The sequence below is a fragment of the Streptomyces sp. NPDC050534 genome, assembly GCF_044457745.1.
Classification (GTDB): domain Bacteria; phylum Actinomycetota; class Actinomycetes; order Streptomycetales; family Streptomycetaceae; genus Streptomyces.
The window spans coordinates 47,695-64,678 of sequence record NZ_JBITHF010000013.1; the positions used below are offsets into that span (position 1 = coordinate 47,695).

The 16,984-nt window shown below is 72.3% G+C and carries 18 protein-coding genes; 7 read left to right on the forward strand and 11 right to left on the reverse strand.

Going from position 1 to position 16,984, the window contains the following annotated elements; translation table 11 throughout:
• Positions 1-41: 41 nt before the first annotated feature.
• The 4 genes from acs to ACIBN2_RS35620 form a co-directional block, all read right to left on the reverse strand.
• Entirely contained in the window at positions 42-2,033 is a 1,992-nt protein-coding gene (gene acs, locus ACIBN2_RS35605; RefSeq protein WP_399140737.1) for an acetate--CoA ligase, read from the reverse strand.
• Positions 2,030-2,677: an acetate uptake transporter gene (locus ACIBN2_RS35610; RefSeq protein ID WP_399140738.1), complete on the reverse strand. Its 648-nt coding sequence runs from the start codon at positions 2,675-2,677 to the stop codon at positions 2,030-2,032. Before ACIBN2_RS35610 ends, acs begins: the two co-directional genes overlap by 4 nt.
• Before the next feature lie 215 nt (positions 2,678-2,892).
• Positions 2,893-3,621 carry an aspartate/glutamate racemase family protein gene (locus tag ACIBN2_RS35615; RefSeq protein WP_399140740.1) on the reverse strand — a complete coding sequence of 243 codons (729 nt, stop codon included), beginning with the start codon at positions 3,619-3,621 and terminating at the stop codon, positions 2,893-2,895.
• Between the two features lie 5 nt (positions 3,622-3,626).
• The gene (locus tag ACIBN2_RS35620; RefSeq protein WP_399140741.1) at positions 3,627-5,081 is read right to left on the reverse strand and encodes an NCS1 family nucleobase:cation symporter-1; all 1,455 of its coding nucleotides are present in this window, start codon (positions 5,079-5,081) and stop codon (positions 3,627-3,629) included.
• A 143-nt stretch (positions 5,082-5,224) separates the two neighbouring features.
• On the opposite strand from ACIBN2_RS35620, the gene ACIBN2_RS35625 reads away from it, so the two are divergent.
• The 5 genes from ACIBN2_RS35625 (at position 5,225) to ACIBN2_RS35645 (ending at position 10,445) form a co-directional block, all read left to right on the forward strand.
• On the forward strand, positions 5,225-5,935 hold the full coding sequence (locus ACIBN2_RS35625) for an FCD domain-containing protein (protein ID WP_399140742.1): 711 nt from the start codon (positions 5,225-5,227) through the stop codon (positions 5,933-5,935).
• Between the two features lie 67 nt (positions 5,936-6,002).
• Entirely contained in the window at positions 6,003-6,911 is a 909-nt protein-coding gene (locus ACIBN2_RS35630; protein WP_399140744.1) for a hypothetical protein, read from the forward strand.
• Positions 6,908-9,157, forward strand: coding sequence for a CHAT domain-containing protein (locus ACIBN2_RS35635; RefSeq protein WP_399140745.1), 2,250 nt, complete (start codon positions 6,908-6,910; stop codon positions 9,155-9,157). Before ACIBN2_RS35630 ends, ACIBN2_RS35635 begins: the two co-directional genes overlap by 4 nt.
• Before the next feature lie 44 nt (positions 9,158-9,201).
• Entirely contained in the window at positions 9,202-9,492 is a 291-nt protein-coding gene (locus tag ACIBN2_RS35640; RefSeq protein WP_399140747.1) for a hypothetical protein, read from the forward strand.
• Positions 9,489-10,445: a hypothetical protein gene (locus tag ACIBN2_RS35645; protein ID WP_399140748.1), complete on the forward strand. Its 957-nt coding sequence runs from the start codon at positions 9,489-9,491 to the stop codon at positions 10,443-10,445. The genes ACIBN2_RS35640 and ACIBN2_RS35645 overlap by 4 nt, the downstream gene beginning before the upstream one ends.
• Here the strand turns inward: ACIBN2_RS35645 and pip are convergent.
• Together pip and ACIBN2_RS35655 are read right to left on the reverse strand one after the other, a co-directional pair.
• The gene (pip, locus tag ACIBN2_RS35650; RefSeq protein ID WP_399140750.1) at positions 10,429-11,400 is read right to left on the reverse strand and encodes a prolyl aminopeptidase; all 972 of its coding nucleotides are present in this window, start codon (positions 11,398-11,400) and stop codon (positions 10,429-10,431) included. The two genes, ACIBN2_RS35645 and pip, sit on opposite strands and share 17 nt — an antisense overlap.
• A gap of 38 nt (positions 11,401-11,438) precedes the next feature.
• Positions 11,439-12,131, reverse strand: coding sequence for a uracil-DNA glycosylase (locus tag ACIBN2_RS35655; protein WP_399140751.1), 693 nt, complete (start codon positions 12,129-12,131; stop codon positions 11,439-11,441).
• A gap of 116 nt (positions 12,132-12,247) precedes the next feature.
• Here ACIBN2_RS35655 and ACIBN2_RS35660 point away from each other — a divergent pair, with 116 nt between their 5' ends.
• On the forward strand, positions 12,248-12,775 hold the full coding sequence (locus ACIBN2_RS35660; RefSeq protein ID WP_399140752.1) for an RNA-binding S4 domain-containing protein: 528 nt from the start codon (positions 12,248-12,250) through the stop codon (positions 12,773-12,775).
• A gap of 76 nt (positions 12,776-12,851) precedes the next feature.
• Here the strand turns inward: ACIBN2_RS35660 and ACIBN2_RS35665 are convergent, their stop codons facing one another.
• A complete protein-coding gene (locus ACIBN2_RS35665) occupies positions 12,852-13,304 on the reverse strand; it encodes a DoxX family protein (protein WP_399140754.1) in 453 nt (150 codons plus the stop codon).
• Between the two features lie 156 nt (positions 13,305-13,460).
• Positions 13,461-14,360 (reverse strand): acyltransferase domain-containing protein, encoded by a 900-nt coding sequence (locus tag ACIBN2_RS35670; RefSeq protein WP_399140755.1) that lies wholly within the window; start codon positions 14,358-14,360, stop codon positions 13,461-13,463.
• Between the two features lie 77 nt (positions 14,361-14,437).
• Here ACIBN2_RS35670 and ACIBN2_RS35675 point away from each other — a divergent pair, with 77 nt between their 5' ends.
• A complete protein-coding gene (locus ACIBN2_RS35675) occupies positions 14,438-14,704 on the forward strand; it encodes a DUF6343 family protein (RefSeq protein ID WP_399140757.1) in 267 nt (88 codons plus the stop codon).
• Positions 14,705-14,716: 12 nt separating this feature from the next.
• Here ACIBN2_RS35675 and ACIBN2_RS35680 read toward each other — a convergent pair whose 3' ends face one another.
• From ACIBN2_RS35680 to ACIBN2_RS35690, 3 genes are all read right to left on the reverse strand, one after another.
• Positions 14,717-15,097 carry a tetratricopeptide repeat protein gene (locus tag ACIBN2_RS35680; RefSeq protein ID WP_399140758.1) on the reverse strand — a complete coding sequence of 127 codons (381 nt, stop codon included), beginning with the start codon at positions 15,095-15,097 and terminating at the stop codon, positions 14,717-14,719.
• A gap of 79 nt (positions 15,098-15,176) precedes the next feature.
• A complete protein-coding gene (coaE, locus tag ACIBN2_RS35685; protein ID WP_399140760.1) occupies positions 15,177-15,776 on the reverse strand; it encodes a dephospho-CoA kinase in 600 nt (199 codons plus the stop codon).
• A gap of 45 nt (positions 15,777-15,821) precedes the next feature.
• Complete coding sequence (locus ACIBN2_RS35690) at positions 15,822-16,760, reverse strand: PAC2 family protein (protein ID WP_399140761.1); 939 nt, start codon at positions 16,758-16,760, stop codon at positions 15,822-15,824.
• Between the last annotated feature and the right edge of the window lie 224 nt (positions 16,761-16,984).

The following is a 16,984-nucleotide window of genomic DNA, read 5'->3' on the forward strand; positions in this document are numbered from 1 at the left end:
GGCCGACAGATCTTCGCTGCGCCTCCTCTGCGCCTGCTCCTCTACGCCTCCTCTTCTCCGGCCGACCCCGCCGACGGCAACCGTTCCCGGATCTCGTCCATCACGGACGAGTCGGTCAGCGTCGTCACGTCACCGAGGTCTCGCTTCTCGGCGACGTCGCGCAGCAGGCGGCGCATGATCTTGCCGGAGCGGGTCTTGGGGAGTTCGGCGACGACCATGATCTGCCGCGGCCGCGCGATCGGCCCGATCTCCTTGGCGACGTGGGCGCGCAACTGCGCCGCTGTCTCCTCCGCACCGGCGGCCGCCTCCCCGCCCGCGTCACCGCGCAGGATGACGAAGGCCACGACGCCCTGCCCGGTCGTGGCGTCGGTCGCGCCGACCACCGCGGCCTCCGCGACCGACGGGTGGGAGACCAGGGCCGATTCGACCTCCGTGGTGGAGATGCGGTGGCCGGCGACGTTCATGACGTCGTCGACCCGGCCGAGCAGCCAGATGTCTCCGTCCTCGTCCTTCTTCGCGCCGTCCCCGGCGAAGTAGATCCCCGGGAAGCGCGACCAGTACGTGTCGACGTACCGCTGCTCGTCGCCCCAGATGGTGCGCAGCATGCCGGGCCACGGTTCGGTCAGGACCAGATAGCCGCCGGCGCCGTCGGGGACCGGCTTGCCCGTGTCGTCGACGACGTCCGCCGCGATGCCGGGCAGCGGGCGCAGGGCCGAACCGGGCTTGCAGACGCTCACCCCGGGCAGCGGGCTGATCATCTGGGCTCCGGTCTCCGTCTGCCACCAGGTGTCCACCACCGGACAGCGGTCGGAGCCGATGTGCTTGCGGTACCAGATCCACGCCTCCGGGTTGATCGGCTCACCGACCGAGCCCAGAACGCGCAGCGACGACAGGTCGAAGTCGGCCGGGAAGCCGCCGCCCCACTTCATGAAGGTGCGGATCGCGGTCGGGGCGCAGTAGAGGATCGTCACCCGGTACTTCTCGACGATCTCCCACCAGCGGCCCTTGTGCGGGGTGTCCGGCGTCCCCTCGTAGAGGACGGAGGTGACGCCGTTGGCCAGGGGCCCGTAGACGATGTACGAGTGGCCGGTGACCCAGCCGATGTCCGCCGCCGTCCAGAACACGTCCCGCTCCGGCTTGACGTCGAAAACCGCCCAGTGCGACCAGGCGACCTGGGTGAGATAGCCGCCGGTGGTGTGCAGGATGCCCTTCGGGCGGGCCGTCGTGCCGGACGTGTACATGATGTACAGCGGGTGTTCGCTGTCGAACGCCTCCGCCTCGTGCTCGGCCGGCTGCCCGTCCACGGCGTCGTGCCACCACACGTCGCGGCCGTCGGTCCACTCGACCTCCTGGCCGGTGCGGCGGACCACCAGCACGCTGCGCACGTCGGGGCACTCCTGCAGCGCCTCGTCGACGGCCGGTTTCAGCGCCGAGGGGCTGCCCCTGCGGTAGCCGCCGTCCGCGGTGATCACCACGTGCGCGTCGCAGTCGAGGATCCGGCCGCGCAGCGCCTCGGCGGAGAAGCCGCCGAAGACCACGGTGTGCGGGGCGCCGATGCGGGCGCAGGCCAGCATCGCCACCACCGTCTCCGGGATCATCGGCATGTAGATCGCCACCCGGTCGCCGGTGCCGACGCCGAGCGACCGAAGGGCGTTGGCGGCCCGGCAGACGTCCGCCGTCAGCTCGGCGTAGGTGAGGGTGCGGGTGTCACCCGGCTCGCCCTCCCAGTGGAAGGCGACCCGGTCGCCGTGACCGGCGGCGACATGCCGGTCCAGGCAGTTGTACGCGACGTTGAGGCGGCCGCCGGTGAACCATCGGGCGAACGGGGCGCGGCTCCAGTCCAGGATCTCGTCCCAGGGCCGCGCCCAGTCCAGCCGGCCGGCCGCCTCGGCCCAGAAGGCGAGGCGGTCGGTGTCGGCCCGTTCGTAGTCCGCCGCGGTGGCGTTGGCCGTCTCGGCCAGTTCGGGGGGCGGCGGGAACCGCCGCTCCTCGTGCAGCAGATTGGAGAGTGTTCCGCCACCGGTGTCGGTCATGCGTGGACTCCGGCGACAGGGCCGCCGTGGCCGCGGTGCGGCCGGAGGTGTTCGCCGATGTTCGGGAAGACGGGCACCACGGGGCGCTGGTAGGTGGAGTTGGTGACGCCCGCGAACGACGCGTACCAGGCGCACGCGGCGGTGACCAGGCCGATCCAGCCTCCGGCCTTGGTGGTGTCGGGCGACTGTGCGAACTCGGCGATGCACAGGACGATGAACGTGGCCGACAGGGTGACGAACACGGCCAGGATGGCGCCCGTGGTCCGGGTCGCGGCGACGGTCATGTAGACCGTGAAGATCGCCCACGCCAGCAGGAACAGGCCGGTCGCCTGATGTGCCGTGGAGACGGGCAGGCCGGGCACGACGAACTTCGCGTAGGCGGCGTACGCCAGCCAGAAGGCGCCGAAGGAACAGAAGGCGGTTGCTCCGAACGTGTTGCCCTTGCGGAACTCCCACAAGCCCGCGAGGAGTTGGGCGAGCCCGCCGTAGAAGAGAGCGAGCGGCAGGACGACGGCGGCCAGCTTCTGGTCGGTGATGAGGTTGGCGTTGAAGACGCTGAGGACGAAGGTCGTCATGGCGAAGCCGGCGAGGCCGAGCGGGCCCGGGTCGGCGATGGTTCCGGTTTCGGTGGTTGGGGTGCTCATTTACGCCTCCTCCTGTGACTCAGATCACAAGGATGTAAACCCATTGTAGGCACCACCTACGCCACGGGCGCCGCGGTCACCGTCGGCATCGGCGAACGGTGCCGACCGTGCGACGAACGGTCCGTGACCCGTGCTACGGGTCGGCGGGCCCACTGGATCCGGGTGGCCGGGTTCCCCTTCCGGAAGCCTCTATTCCACCGCGGCGAACCGCGGCCTCAGGACGAGCCGGCGCCCCCGGGCCGCCACACCCGCCGCTTGGGCACCGGCTTCGCGTAGCCGCCCGCCCGGCTGGTCGTCAGACCCAGTGTGACCAGCGACTCCGCCAGCTTCACGGCCGCTCCGACCCCGTCGACCACCGGCAGCCCGAGCTTCCGGCCGACCACCTGCTGGAGGCCCGTCATCCCGGCGCACCCCAGCACCAGCACCTCGGCCCCGGCCTCCCGCGCCCGCTCGGCGGCGGTCAGGAACGCCGCCTCCGTGCGGTCGGGGTCGCCGAGGTCGAGCACGCCGAGGCCGGTCCCGACGACGGCGGCGCAGTTGCGGGCCACCCCCGCCAGCTCCAGGCTGTCCTCGATCTGGCCGCACGACCGCTCCAGCGTGGTCACGACCCCGTAGCGGCGCCCGAGCAGACAGGCCAGGTGTGCCGCGGCCTCGGTGATGTCGACCACCGGTACGTCCGTCAACTCCCTTACGCCCTCGCGCCCGTGCTCCCCGAACCCCGCCATCACGACGGCGTCGTACGAGGGCCCCTCGTAGGTCCGCAGCAGGTCGATGACCGCGGCGGCCGAGAGATAGCTGTCGAGCCAGCCCTCCGCCGACTCCGGGCCCCACGCGGGGGTCAGTCCGAGGACGGCGGTGCCCGGGCCTGCGGCGGCCCGGGCACCCTGCACGATCTCCTCGGTCATCTCCTGCGTGGTGTTGCAGTTGGTGACGACGATCCGCACGTCCGTCAGACCTCCTGTGCGCTGCGTTCGCCGCGGCGGCCCAGGAACAGGTACAGGCCCGCCCCCAGTGCCGTACCGACGAACCACGAGTACGGCGCCACATCGCTGAACGACTTCACCAGGGCGAGCACAGCGGCGACCGCGGCGGCGGGCAGGAAGGCGCACAGGGCACGCGGGTTGACGCCCTTGCGGTAGTGGTAGCGCCCGCCGGGAGCGCCGGAGAACAGCTGCTCGACGTCCACCTTGCCGCGCTTGATCAGGTAGTAGTCGACCATGATCACGCCGAACAGCGGGCCCAGGAAGGCGCCGAGGCCGCCGAGGAAGTAGTTGACGACCGTGGGGTTGGAGAACAGGTTCCACGGGGTCACGGCCAGGGCCGCCACCGTGCTGATCATGCCGCCGACCTTGAAGCTGATCTTCTGCGGCCACACGTTGGCCAGGTCGTACGCCGGCGAGACGAAGTTGGCGACGATGTTGACGCCCATGGTGGCGACGGCGAACGTGAACGCGGACACGACGAGCACCCAGGTGTTGCCGATCTTCGCCACCAGCTCCGCGGGGTCCGTGATCGCCTCGCCGAACACCTTCAGCGAGCCGGCCGTGACGATCACCGAAACGACCACGAACGCGGTGGAGTTGATGGGCAGGCCCCAGAAGTTGCCGCGGCGGACCGTGCGGTAGTCGGGCGCGAAGCGGGAGAAGTCGCAGAAGTTGAGCATCAGCGTGCCGTACGTGGCGAGGATCAGCCCGATCGCGCCGAACCACTGCCGCCACTGCTCGCCGGTCGAAACCGGGTGCGGGGTGGAGGTGAGCGAGATGCTCCAGTCGGCCTTGGACAGCACCCACAGGGCCAGCGCGATCATCACCAGCCAGATCGCCGGGCCGCAGAAGTCCTGGAACTTGCGCACGGACTCCATGCCGCGGCTGATGATCGCCGCCTGGATCAGCCACAGCGACAGGAACGACACCCAGCCGAGGGCGTCGAGCCCCAGGAAGGAGTGCTCCGTCCAGGACTTCAGTCCGGGCCAGGCCGCCAGCAGCATCACATTGACGGCGACGGAGGCGAGATAGGTCTGGATGCCGTACCACATGATGGCGATCACGGCCCGGATCAGGGCCGGGATGTTGGCGCCCCAGATGCCGAAGCTGATCCGGCTGACGACCGGGAAGGGCACGCCGTGGCGCTGGCCGATCCGGCCCATCCAGTTCATGCCGACGTAGATGATCACGAAGCCGGCGAGGAGCGAGGTGAAGACCTGCCAGACGTTCATGCCGAGGACGAGCAGGCCCGCGGCGAAGGTGTAGTTGCCGAGGTTGTGGACGTCGGACATCCACATGGCGAAGAGGTCGAAGACCTTCCAGTTCCGCTGCTTGGCGGGCGCCAGGTCTTCGTTGGTGAGGCGTGGGTCGGGTGTGAAGGCTGGGGCGCCGGTGGCTGCGGCGCGATCGGCGAGGGACACGGGGCCTCCTGGGACGAGCGGACGGAGGACGGCAGCCGTTTGGTATACCAAACAGCCGCATAGTCCCGCCGTCAAGCACTCGGACCGAAGTCGTGCTCGTTACCGCCCCGTAAAACCTCCCCCGGGTCGGGGAAAATGGGTCCATGAGCTCCATGACGAAGATCGAACCCCTGGGCGCGATCCGCGAGCGTGTGCTGGCCGGCCTGCGGCAGGAGATCATCTCCGGCACCCTCCGCCCGGGCGACAGACTGGTCGAGCGGGAACTGGCCGACCGCTTCGGGGTCTCCCGGGTGCCGGTCCGCGAGGCGATCCGCGCACTGGTCGCGGAGGGTTTCGTCCACTTCGAGACGCCACGCCGCGCGGTCGTGCGCCGCCTCACCCGGCAGGACGTCCAGGAGCTCTTCGAGCTGCGCGAGGCCCTGGAGGTCTACGCCGCCGGGCTCGCCGCCTCCCGTGCGACGCCGGAGGAGCTGGCCCAGGTGGAGAAGCTGCTCGACCTCGCGGCCACCGCGACCGGGGCGGGGGACGCCGAGGCGATCACGGACGTCAACAGCCGGCTGCACGACCGCATCGTGGCGATGGCCGGCAACAGCCTGCTGACCGAGGCCCTGGAGCCGGTGGCCGGCCGGCTGCGCTGGATGACCCGGCGCAACGAGGAGTGGCCCCATCTCCTCGTGGAGCACCGCGAGTTGTACGAGGCGATCGCCTCCGGCGACCCGGAGCGCGCCCGTGCGCAGGCGCTGGCCCACGTGCGGACCAACTACCGGTCCACCGTGCGCCACCTGTTCGGAGAGCCGGGGGAGGCCGGAGAATCGGGGGAGCCCGCGGAACCCGGGGAGCCCGGGGAGTCCTAGTCGGTGCCCACTCCGGGTGTTCGCAACTGCACGTCTTCGCACCGGAGTTCACGGGTACGCTGCCTGCATGGGGGATGCGCCGGACGGTTCCGGGATTCGCGGTGAGAACGGGTACGAAGCCGAGTCCCTGCTGCTGGAGACACTGCTCGCCGAAACGCTCGCGGACGGGCCCGGCGAGACCGCCGAGGAGAGTCTGCGGCTCAGTACCACCGACGTCCGTGACCAGGCGGCCCGCCTCCCGCCCGACGAGGCACGGGAGTTGCTGCGCCGGGAGGCGGCGCGGGGTGTGCGCTGGCTGCGCGCGGCCGAGTTCGGGATCGCGGGCGGCGACACCGGCGACGGGCGCGCCGTCGAGGAGGCCCTGCGCGAGCACGTGACGCACCTGGCCGCCACGGCCGCCCTGTACGGCATGGTGACGGGGGTACCGCCCGGCCCGCTCGCCACCGAGGCCGCCCAGGTGGTGGCGCTGCACCCCGAGGACCCCCTGATCGGGTTCGCCGCCGAGGTGCTCGCGCACTGCTACGACCGCCTGGAACGGCCCGAGCTGGCGTTCTCCGTCGTCGTGCGCTCACCCGCGCCGGCCGGGGCGGGTGAGCATCTGCTGCGGATCCTCGCCCTGGCCAGGCGGGCCGTCTTCCTGGGCCGCCGCGACCACGTCGCCGCCCTCCTGGCCGTACCCGACTGGCCGGGCGACCCCACGGGCCTGTGCAAGGAGCTGCTGCACCGCCTGGTGAACGAGGAGATGCCGACCGAGGAGGAGCTGACGGCACGCCGCCCGGCCCGCCAAGCCGCCCTGGCGGCAGGGGACTTCGCCGCGCTCCGCGACCTCGCGCTGTTCGACGTGATGTGGCTGGAGACCGACCCGGTCCTGTGGCGGGCGCTCTCCGTCTCGCTGCGGATGACCGGCGCCGTGGAGCGGGCCGAGCTGGCGCACGCGGCAGCCGAGTACCTGGAGCGGCGCGGGGGTGGCCGATGAGCGGCGAGGCGCGGGAGACGCGGGGAACGGTCTTCGACGAGTTCTTCGCGAGCGCGGACGTCGGCGAGGACGAGTTCGTGACGCTGGACCTGGGTGCGGACTCGCTGACCCTGCCGTTCATGGTGGAGCCGGTGTTCCTGATCCCGATGAGCTACCTCCACGACCTGGGCGTGGGGTCGGCCATGAGCTTCGACCTGGTCTTCGCCGCCGCCTGGGAGGCGGTGGACCCTCTCGGCCGGTACGGCCCGACCCCGGCGTTCGGGGCGCAGGTGCTGGCCGCGCTCGGCGGCAACCCCCAGCGCGCCGACGCCGACTCCCGGCGCCATCTGCGACTCGCCCTGACCGCTCTCGGCACCTTCCGCGGCAAGGGGCTGCGCCGCCATGAGGGGCGCGCCTACCTGGAGTTGGGCCGGGCGCTCGAGCGCTGCCGCAGGAACGCGGACGCCCTGACGGCGTACGAGCGGGGCCGCGCGCTGCTCGAGGAGGAGGGCGACCGGCACGGACTGCGCGCCGCGCACGCCCGGCTCGCCCTCGTCATGGGCTCGATCGGGCTGTACGAGCAGTCGCTGCTGCACGCCGAGGCCGGGCAGCGGATCGGCCGCGGCCTCGCCCCCGCCGCATCGGCCGGGCAGCCGGCCCTGGGGCACGCCCACATCACGGCGACGCTGCACTTCCGGCGCGTACGGGCCCTGATGCGGATCGGGTTCCTCGACGAGGCGGAATCCGCGCTCGACGACTGGCGCCGGGACCCGGACGGCGGCACGGACAGGTACGAACTCCTCGCCACGACCGGTGAGTTACGGCTCCTGCAGGAAAGGAACGCGGAAGCGGTCGAGGCGCTGGTCGGCGCGGTCGACGCCCGTTTCGCGGACGCCGGCACGGCCTCCCTGCCCGTGCGTACCCACTATCTGGAGAACAGCGTCGAGCTCTTCGGCAAGGCGACCGGCGCCGCGCTGCACATCGGCCGCCCCGACCTCGCCGCCGGCCTGCTCGCCGCGATGACCGGCCGCCGGCCGCGGCGTCCCGAGGGGCCCGCGCCGGCGGCGCTGCGCCCCCTGGACGAGGAGATCCGCGCGCTCGCGCTCCGGGCCACGCGGGCCGCGGTGGCGGGCGACGCCGGGATGCTGACCGTGCACGACGACCGGGCACGCATCCTCCTGGAAGCCCGCGACGCGCTCCTGCACGGCATGCGCGGCGGCGGGGAACGGACCCCGCTGACCGTCGCGGACCTGACCCGGGCGATCCCCCGGGCCGTCGGTCCCGGCGAACTCGCCCTGGCCTACGCCCGGTCGTCGGAGAACGAGCTCGTCGTCCTCGCGGTCGCACAGGGCACGGTCGTGTCCCGGAAGGCCGAACTGCCCGCCGATCAGCTGGAGAAGCTGGTGGCGCTCGCACTCGAGGAGTGCCTGCGCCGGACCGAGCCGGCGACCGTGCACCGGCTCGGCCAGGCCCTCCTGGCACCCGTGGCCGACCTCCTGGCCGACGCGTCCCGGGTGTTCGTCACGGCTCAGGGACCGCTGGCCGACTTCCCGTTCCACGCGGCCCCCTTCCGCGGCAGACCCCTGGTGCACCACGCCGAGGTACGGTCCCTGCCGTCGCTCGGGCTGCTCGCGCCGGCCGGAGCGGTGGCGCGGTCCGCCCGGCCTCGGCGGTCCGAGGCGCCGCGCGCCCTCTTCGCCGCGGTGGAGCACCCCTCGTACGAGCTCCTGCCCCCGCTCGCGATGCTGCGTACCGAGGCCGAGGCCGTACGCACGGCGTTTCCCGCGGCCGACGTGCTGCACGACGAACGGGCCACCGCCGCGGCGGTCCTGGAAGCCGTCGAGTCCTGCGACGTGCTGCATCTCGCCGGGCACGCGGCCTTCGCCGCCGAACACCCGAACATGGCCCGCATCCTGCTCGCCGACCGGCCGCTGTTCGCCTTCGAGGTCGCCACGGCCGGCGCCGCGCCCCGGCTGGTCAACCTCAGCGGCTGCCGGACCGGCGCGGAACGCCGCCACCTCGGCGGCGAGGGCGAGGGCCTCGCCGCCTCGTTCCTCGCGGCCGGGACGGAGATCGTCGTGGCACCGCCGTGGCCCGTGCGCGACGACGCCGCGCTCGCCTTCAACTCCGTCCTGTACGGCGAACTCGCCCGACCCGAAAGGGAGGTGGGCGCGGCGGTGCGCAGCGCCCAGCTGGCACTCCTGGCGGACCCGCGGTTCGCCCATCCGGGGCTGTGGGGCGCCTTCACCGTCCTGGGCGGGCTGTGACGACCATGGAAGAGCAGACACCACCGAACGAGGAGCGCCCGGCGATGAGCGAGGCCGAAGACCACCCGGAGCCCGGCGGGACGGCACCGGACACGTCGCCGGACGGTCCCCCGGAGGACATCGCTTCAAAGGACGTCACGGCGGAGGACATCGCCCCGGAGGACGTCGCGGCGGACCGGGACGCCTGGGCGTCGTCGGCACTGCCCGGGCAGCCCCTCACCACGCTGCTCTTCCGCTGCGACGAACACGGCGAGGAGCAGGTCGTCGACTACTTCGACCCGCTGTCCCCGCCCCGCTGCAGCCACGGTGACCGGATGGTCCGGGCGGCCGGGTGAACACGCTCCTCGAAGCCGGCCTCGGCACCGCCGAACGCGTCCTCGGTTCCCGCTTCCTGCTCGCCGTCCTGCTGCCCGTGCTCGTCGCCGCGGGCGCCTCGGGCGGTGTCGCCCTCGCCGCCACCGGCAGCACACCGGGCGACGCCCTCAGGGCCTGGCAGCGCTTCAGCGCGTCCGGGCAGCTGCTCGCGGCCCTGTGCGTCCTGCTCGGCCTGGTCGCGGCGGCCTACCTGCTGGCCCTGTTCCACCTGCCGTTCCTCAAGTTCCTGGAGGGCTACTGGCCGGAGACGGCGCTGCTGCGCGGCCTGCGCGAGCGCCGCACCGCACGGCACCGGCGCAGGGCCGAGGAACTGTGGCAGCGGGTGACCGAGCTGCACACGGCGGGGGCCCATCTCAGGGCCTCCGCCGTGGCCACCCGTCTGCTCGCGGCCTATCCACCCCGGCCGCGCCTGGCCGACGGCTGTCTGCCCACGGCGCTCGGCAACCGGCTGCGGGCCGCCGAGTTCTATCCGCTGGAACGGTACGGGATCGACGCGGTGGTCATCTGGCCCCGGCTTGTGCCGCTGGTCCCGGCGGAGGCCACCGCCCGGGTCGTCGCCGCGCGCACCGCCCTCGACTCCACGGTCACGCTGCTCGGCCTGGCCATGGCCTTCGGCACGGTCTGGCCCCTCGCCCTTTTGGCCACGGGCGGCCCCGAACCCCTGACCGTGCTCACGCTCCTGGCCTGGCCGCTGGCGTGGGGCGCCTACCGCGCGGCTCTCCAGGCGGCGACCGCCTACGGTCAGGAGGTCGCCGTCACCTTCGATCTCCACCGCCATGAACTGCCGCGCCACCTGGGCCTCGACGTGGTGGCCGGCCCCGCCGCGGAGCGCGGGACGTGGGACGATCTCGCCCAGTTCTATCTGCGCAACCTGCCGCTGCCGACGAGCCCACGGGTCAACGGCGGTCGCTGAGCGTGTACTTGTCGGTCGCCGCGATCAGCGCCTCCTCCATGCCGGGCGCCCCCAGGGTGTGCCCGACGTCGTCGACGACCACCAACTCGCTGCCGGGCCAGGCGTGGTGGAGCCGCCACACGATGCCGAGGAGGTTGCCGAAGTCGAGGCTGCCCTGCACGAGGGTGCCCGGGATGTCCTTCAGCCGGGGTGCATCGCGCAGGACGACACCCTCGTCGTTGCCCTCGCCCAGGAAGTGGTCGTTGCCCCAGTAGTGGGTGACGGTGCGGGCGAAGCCCATGCGGAACGTCTCGGCCTCGTACCGCTCGACCGACCTCGGCGGCGCGGGGATCGTCGCCGTCTCCCAGTCGGTCCAGGCCCGCGCCGCCCGCGCCCGGACGCCAGGATCGGGCGACTCGATCAGCCGGTTGTACGCGAGGGCCAGGTTCCCTTCGCGTTCGCCGACGGGCAGCTCGCCGAGAAACCTCGCGAAGGCTTCCGGGAAGGTCCGTCCAAGTCCCCTGGTCAGCAATGCCACTTCGAGGTTGGAACCGGTGGCGACTCCGGTCAGCACCAACTCGGACACGGACCCCGGATGCGTCTGCGCGTACCGCAGTCCCAGCACCGACCCCCACGACACACCCCACACCAGCCAGCGCCCGATCCCCAAGTGCCGCCGCAGCAGCTCCAGATCGGCGATGAGCTGAGAGGTCGTGTTGACGCTCATGTCCGTGTCGTACGCGCTCGCGTGCGGTGTGGAGCGTCCGCAGCCGCGCTGGTCGAGCAGCACGATCCGGTAGGCGGCGGGGTCGAACAGGCGCCGGAAGTAGGGCGAGCAGCCGGATCCGGGCCCGCCGTGCAGCACGAGCGCGGGCCTGCCGTCCGGGTTCCCGCAGACCTCCCAGTACACGCGGTTGCCGTCGCCGACGTCGAGCATGCCGTGGTCGTGGGGTTCGATCTCCGGGTAGAGGGGCATCCGGCGACCGTAACCCTGACAGGGCCGCCGTCGCTCCCTCATTTCACCGGCAGCCCCGCCGCCTCCCCCGCCGTGCGCAGCACGTCCCGCAGCATCTCGGGGGTGAGTTTGCCGGTGAAGGTGTTGCGCTGGCTGACATGGAAGCACCCGAAGAGGTCGAGGCCGTCGAGCGGCACGCGCGTGCCGTGCGCGAAGACGGGCCGCGGCCGGGGCACCGTCCAGCCCGCCTCGGCGAACGCGGGCAGGGCGGCCTGCCAGCCGAAGGCGCCGAGCACCACGACCGCGCGCAGGGCCGGCCGCAGGATCGTCAGCTCCTGCACCAGCCAGGGCCGGCAGGTGTCCCGCTCCCCGGGGGTGGGTTTGTTCTCGGGCGGGGCGCAGTGCACGGGCGAGGTGATGCGCACGCCGTGCAGGGCGAGTCCGTCGTCCCTGCTCACCGCGGTGGGCCTGTTCGCCAGCCCCACGTCGTACAGCGCCTGGTACAGCACGTCCCCGGAACGGTCGCCGGTGAACATCCGGCCGGTGCGGTTGCCGCCGTGAGCGGCGGGAGCGAGGCCGACGATCAACAGCGACGCGTCGGCGGGCCCGAAGCCGGGCACCGGCCGCGCCCAGTACGTCCAGTCCTGGAAGGCCGCGCGTTTGGTCCGGCCGACCTCCTCGCGCCACTCCACGAGCCGGGGACATGCGGCGCATCCGGCGACGCGGCTGTCGAGATCGGCCAGACTGTCCATGCCCCCACGGTACGGCGGTGACCTCCGGGGACGTGGCGGGGTGCGGCCCGGATGCGGGCAGGACGCGGGCGGAAAACCGCCGGGCGCACCCGTGCGGGAAGGCTAAGGTCGAAGGCATGGCTTCCGAAGGTGACGAGGAGAAGAGCGGGCAGGGCACCGCCGCGGCGAAGACGGCCGAGCCTGCCGTCGACCCGAAGGTCGCCGCCGCGATCGCCGCCGCCGAGGCGGCCGGCCCGGCGGACGGCGAGAGTGTGCGGATCGACAGCTGGATCTGGGCCGTACGCCTGATCAAGACCCGTTCGCTCGGCGCCACGGCCTGCAAGGGCGGTCATGTGCGGGTGAACGGGCAGAACGTGAAGCCCTCCCACATCGTCCGCATCGGCGACGAGGTGCGCCTCAGGCACGAGGGCCGGGAGCGGGTGGTGATCGTCAAGCGCCTGATCCGCAAGCGCGTCGGCGCCCCCGTGGCGGTCGCCTGCTACGTCGACAACTCTCCTCCCCCGCCGCCCCGCGAGTCCTTCGCCCCGGCGGGCGTCCGCGACCGCGGCGCGGGCCGCCCGACCAAGCGCGACCGCCGCGAGCTGGAACGCCTGCGGGGTCTGATGGGCGGCAGCGGCGCCCCGAAGGGCCCCGGCGAACGGTGACATACGGCGGTGGCGTCCGGCCCGGACCTGTCGGTCCCGCCGGACGCCACCGTCGTCGAAGCGTCGTGGGTGTGTCTCACGACCGTCGTCGCACCAGCCGCAGCAGATCGGCGTTGGAGCCCCGGCGGGCCCAGGCGATCAGCGCGAGCGGCACGATCAGGATCAGCGGGGTCGCCGCGTTCTCGCCGCCGAAGACCGTCATCTGCACGACGAACGCGCCCACCATGAGCGCACTGAGCGCGATCGCGGCGACCGACTGCAGCACCGGGATCAACAGGGCGACGCCACCGGCCAGTTCGAGCGCGCCGATGGTGTACATGCCCGCGCTGCCCCAGCCGATCTTGTCGAAGGCGTCTACGGCGTACTGGTTGCCGATCAGCTTGGGCAGGGCGCTCGCGACGCCGTAGAAGAGCGCGATCAGCACCTGCACGGTGCGCAGGGCGATCCTGGCGCGGCGGCCGCGGGCGGTCGCGGACTCGGCGATGACGGGGGCGGATGCGGAGGCGACGCGAGCGGTGGTCTCGGACATGGGGTTCTCCTGTGGAAGCGGTGGATGCGGTGCGTGTCGCTGTCACAGGGATAGACCGGGCGTCGCCGCGGAACTCATCGCCGCGGGGCGGCATTTCGTGCGGCGTCCTGGAGCGGGAAGCGGCGCCCCGGAGCGGGAACCGGCGTCGACGCCGTCCTAGAGCGGGAACCATCCGTGCCCGATGTACCAGTGCCCGCCCGCCCGCAGATGGTCCCCGACCGCCCGCTCCACCGCCGTGCGCCGCGGCAGGGTCGCGATGGGCAGCTCCGGGTCTCCGAAGACGAACTGGACCGGTTCCGTGTCGGCCTGCTCCCGGTCCTCGCGGGCGACCTGGAAGCGGTCCTGGAACCGCACGATGTTGGAGCCGGCGGGCAGATACTCCTTCAACTGCGTGTCCAGCAGCCAGGAGTGGCACAGGGCGGCCCGGAACTTCTCCTCGGGATGGTGCCGCGCGAAGAACTCCGCCGCCAGCGCCAGCGAGCGCTCGCAGGCCGCCGGTGACAGCGGGCCGAGGTGGTCCGGGATGTGGAGGTTGAGGCAGAGCGCCCCCTCCGGCAGGTCCAGGCCGGCCGCCCTGAGCGTCCGCGAGGTGCGCTGACCGGGCCGCGTCCGCTCGAACTGCAGCCGCCCCAGCTGGTACAGCTCGCCCCGGAAGTGGCGGGTGAGCCACCACGGCGCCTGTACTCCCGCCCGGCCGTACCGCCGGCGGTGCACGGCCATGTTCCGCCCCAGGTCGGCGAGGGTGCGCCGGGAGACGTCGTCCGGGACGCCCCGGGCGCGGTGGTACGCGCGCGTGAACGGCAGCGCGGCGACGAACACGTACACGGGGAAGCAGCGCTGGAGGGGTCCCGACGCCCAGTCGAGCTGGGGCAGGTCCACCGCGCCGCCGACCTCCCCCATGCCGCGGACGAGCTCGTCCACCGACGCCTCGAGGAACCGCAGCAGTTCCGGGTCGTCGGTCACGCGCCGGCCCATCCGGACGAGCGCGTTGATGTCCTCGTGCGGTACGGCGAGGTCCAGCAGCACCTCGGCGAGCTCATCGGCATCCGGCAGCACGCAGCGACCCCCTGGTCCCGTTGCCCTTGGTGAACGTCCGTCTCGAAGAGTACGTTCCGAAGAGGAGTGATGAGCCGATGCGTACGGGCAGTGAGCCGACGACCGCGCGCAGTGCACTGCGGGCGCGGTTCTGGCTGAGCGTGTGGGGACTCCTGTGGGCGGTCTTCGGCACGGTGGCCTTCGCGCTGGTGGGGCGCCCCGGGTGGGCCGCGGCCTGCGGTGTGCTGTGGCTGGTGATCACCGCCGACATGGCGGTCATCCTCAGGCACATCCGCCAGGGCCCGCACTACCAGCCGGGCCGGGACATCCCGCCGTACCGGCCGCCGGACGGCCGGCGCCGCTAGCGCGCGCCGGCCTCACGACTCGAAACGCGCCGCCTTCAGGTACTGGGGGTTGGGGTCCAGCGCGGCCGCCAGCCTGTAGTGGCGCTTGGCCTGGTCGGGTTCGCCCCGGCGCTCGAAGGTCCGGGCGAGTGCGAAGTGCGCGAAGGCGTTGTCCGGCTCGCGCTCCAGCACGATCGTGAACTCCAGCTCGGCGGGCCGCAGTTGCGCGGCTGCGAAGAAGGCACGCGCACGCAGCAGCCGGGCGGCGGTGTTCTCCGGGTGTGCGGCGATGACTCCGTCGAGCAACTTCACCGCGCCCCGCGGGTCCCGTGCGTTGAGCAGCTGCTCGGCGGCACGGAAGTCGATGACATGCGTCTCCGGTGTACGTCCGGTCGAACCGCTGATGTCGGGCACGGCACAGTCCTTCCCTCACTGAGGGGTTTCAACGCCCCTGCCAGGGCCGCTATTCCTGTGGCCGCCGTGACGCCACCGGCTACGCCCGCGCCCGGCGCAACAGCTCCGCCCAGACCTCCTTCACCCTGCCCCGGAGCTCTTCCAGCGGCACGTCGTTGTCGATGACGACGTCCGCGATCTCCCGGCGCTTCTCGCGCGTCGCCTGGGCGGCCATCCGCGCGCGTGCGTCCTCCTCGGTCATGCCGCGCAGCCGTACGAGGCGGTCGAGCTGGGTCTCGGGGCGGGCGTCGACGACGATCACGACGTCGTACAGCGGAGCCAGGCCGTTCTCCGTGAGGAGCGGTACGTCGTGCACGACGACCGCGTCCTCGGCGGCCGCCGTCTCCAGCTCACGGGAGCGCTCGCCCACCAGGGGGTGCACGATCGAGTTCAGGACGGCCAGCTTCTCCGGGTCGGCGAACACGATCGAGCCGAGCTTCGGCCGGTCCAGGCCGCCGTCGGCGGCGAGGATCTCCGCCCCGAAGGCGTCCACGACCGCGGCCAGCCCGGGCGTCCCGGGCTCGACCACCTCCCGCGCGATGCGGTCGGCGTCGATCAGCACGGCACCGCACTCGACGAGCAGCCGCGACACTTCGCTCTTGCCGGCGCCGATTCCGCCGGTCAGGCCCACCTTCAGCATGAGCGGAAGCCTAGGGCCTGTCTCCGGCGGCAGGACCGCCGGAGGTCAGTTGTCTCCCTCGCGTTCCGCCAGGAAGCGCTCGAACTCAAGGCCGATCTCGTCCGCCGACGGGATGTCCACGGGCTCGGCGAGCATGTTGCCCCGGCTCTCGGCGCCCGCGACGGCGTCGTACTGGTTCTCCAGACCCGAGACGAGCGCGGTCAGCTCCTCGTCGCCCTCCTGGATCTGCCGGTCGATCTCCGTCTGGGTGCGGTGCGCGTCCGTGCGCAGGGAGTGCGCGATGGCGGGGAGCACCAGCCCGGTGCCCGCCGTGATGGCCTCCAGGACGGTCAGGGCCGCGTCCGGGTACGTGGACCGCGCGATGTAGTGCGGCACGTGCGCGGCGACACCGAGGACGTCGTGCCCGGCCTCCATCAGGCGGTACTCCACCAGCGACTCGGCGCTGCCGGGAACCTGCGCCTCGTCGAAGGGGCTGGTGTGGCCCGGGACCAGGTCGGTGCGGTTGCCGTGCGGGGTCAGGCCCACGGGGCGGGTGTGCGGGACGCCCATCGGGATGCCGTGGAAGTTCACGGACAGACGGACGCCGAGCCGCTCCACGATCTGCTGGACGGCGGCTGCGAACCGCTCCCACTCCACGTCCGGCTCGGGCCCGGACAGCAGCAGGAAGGGCGCTCCGGTGGCGTCCTGGACGAGCCGGACGTCGATGGTGGGATCCTCGTAGTCGGTCCACCGGTCGTGCTGGAACGTCAGCAGCGGCCGGCGGGCACGGTAGTCCACGAGCCGGTCGTGGTCGAAGCGGGCGACGACCTGGTGGGGCAGCGAGTCGAGGACCCGGTCGACGATCTGGTCGCCGGTCTCGCCCGCGTCGATGTATCCGTCGAAGTGGTAGAGCATGACAAGGCCGGCCGACTCCTGGGCGAGCGCCATGTCGACAACAGCCAGGCCCTTCGGCTCCCATGCGTACAAACCCTGCGGATCAAGCACTGTGACCGCTCCTCCTCGTGTCCGTACGTCTCAACACGACCTGGAGCAGGCTCATTCCCATCCACACCCCTGATCAGCCATCTCTCAGGGCCTTTTCATGGCGTGGCGGCACATAAACGTCCTGCGTCGAGCGGCGCGGGGAACCGCGCGACCAGAACCCGGGCAGCACCGAGGGGCCGCACCCCGAAAGATACGGCCCCTTCATGGCGGGGGGCACCGCAGCG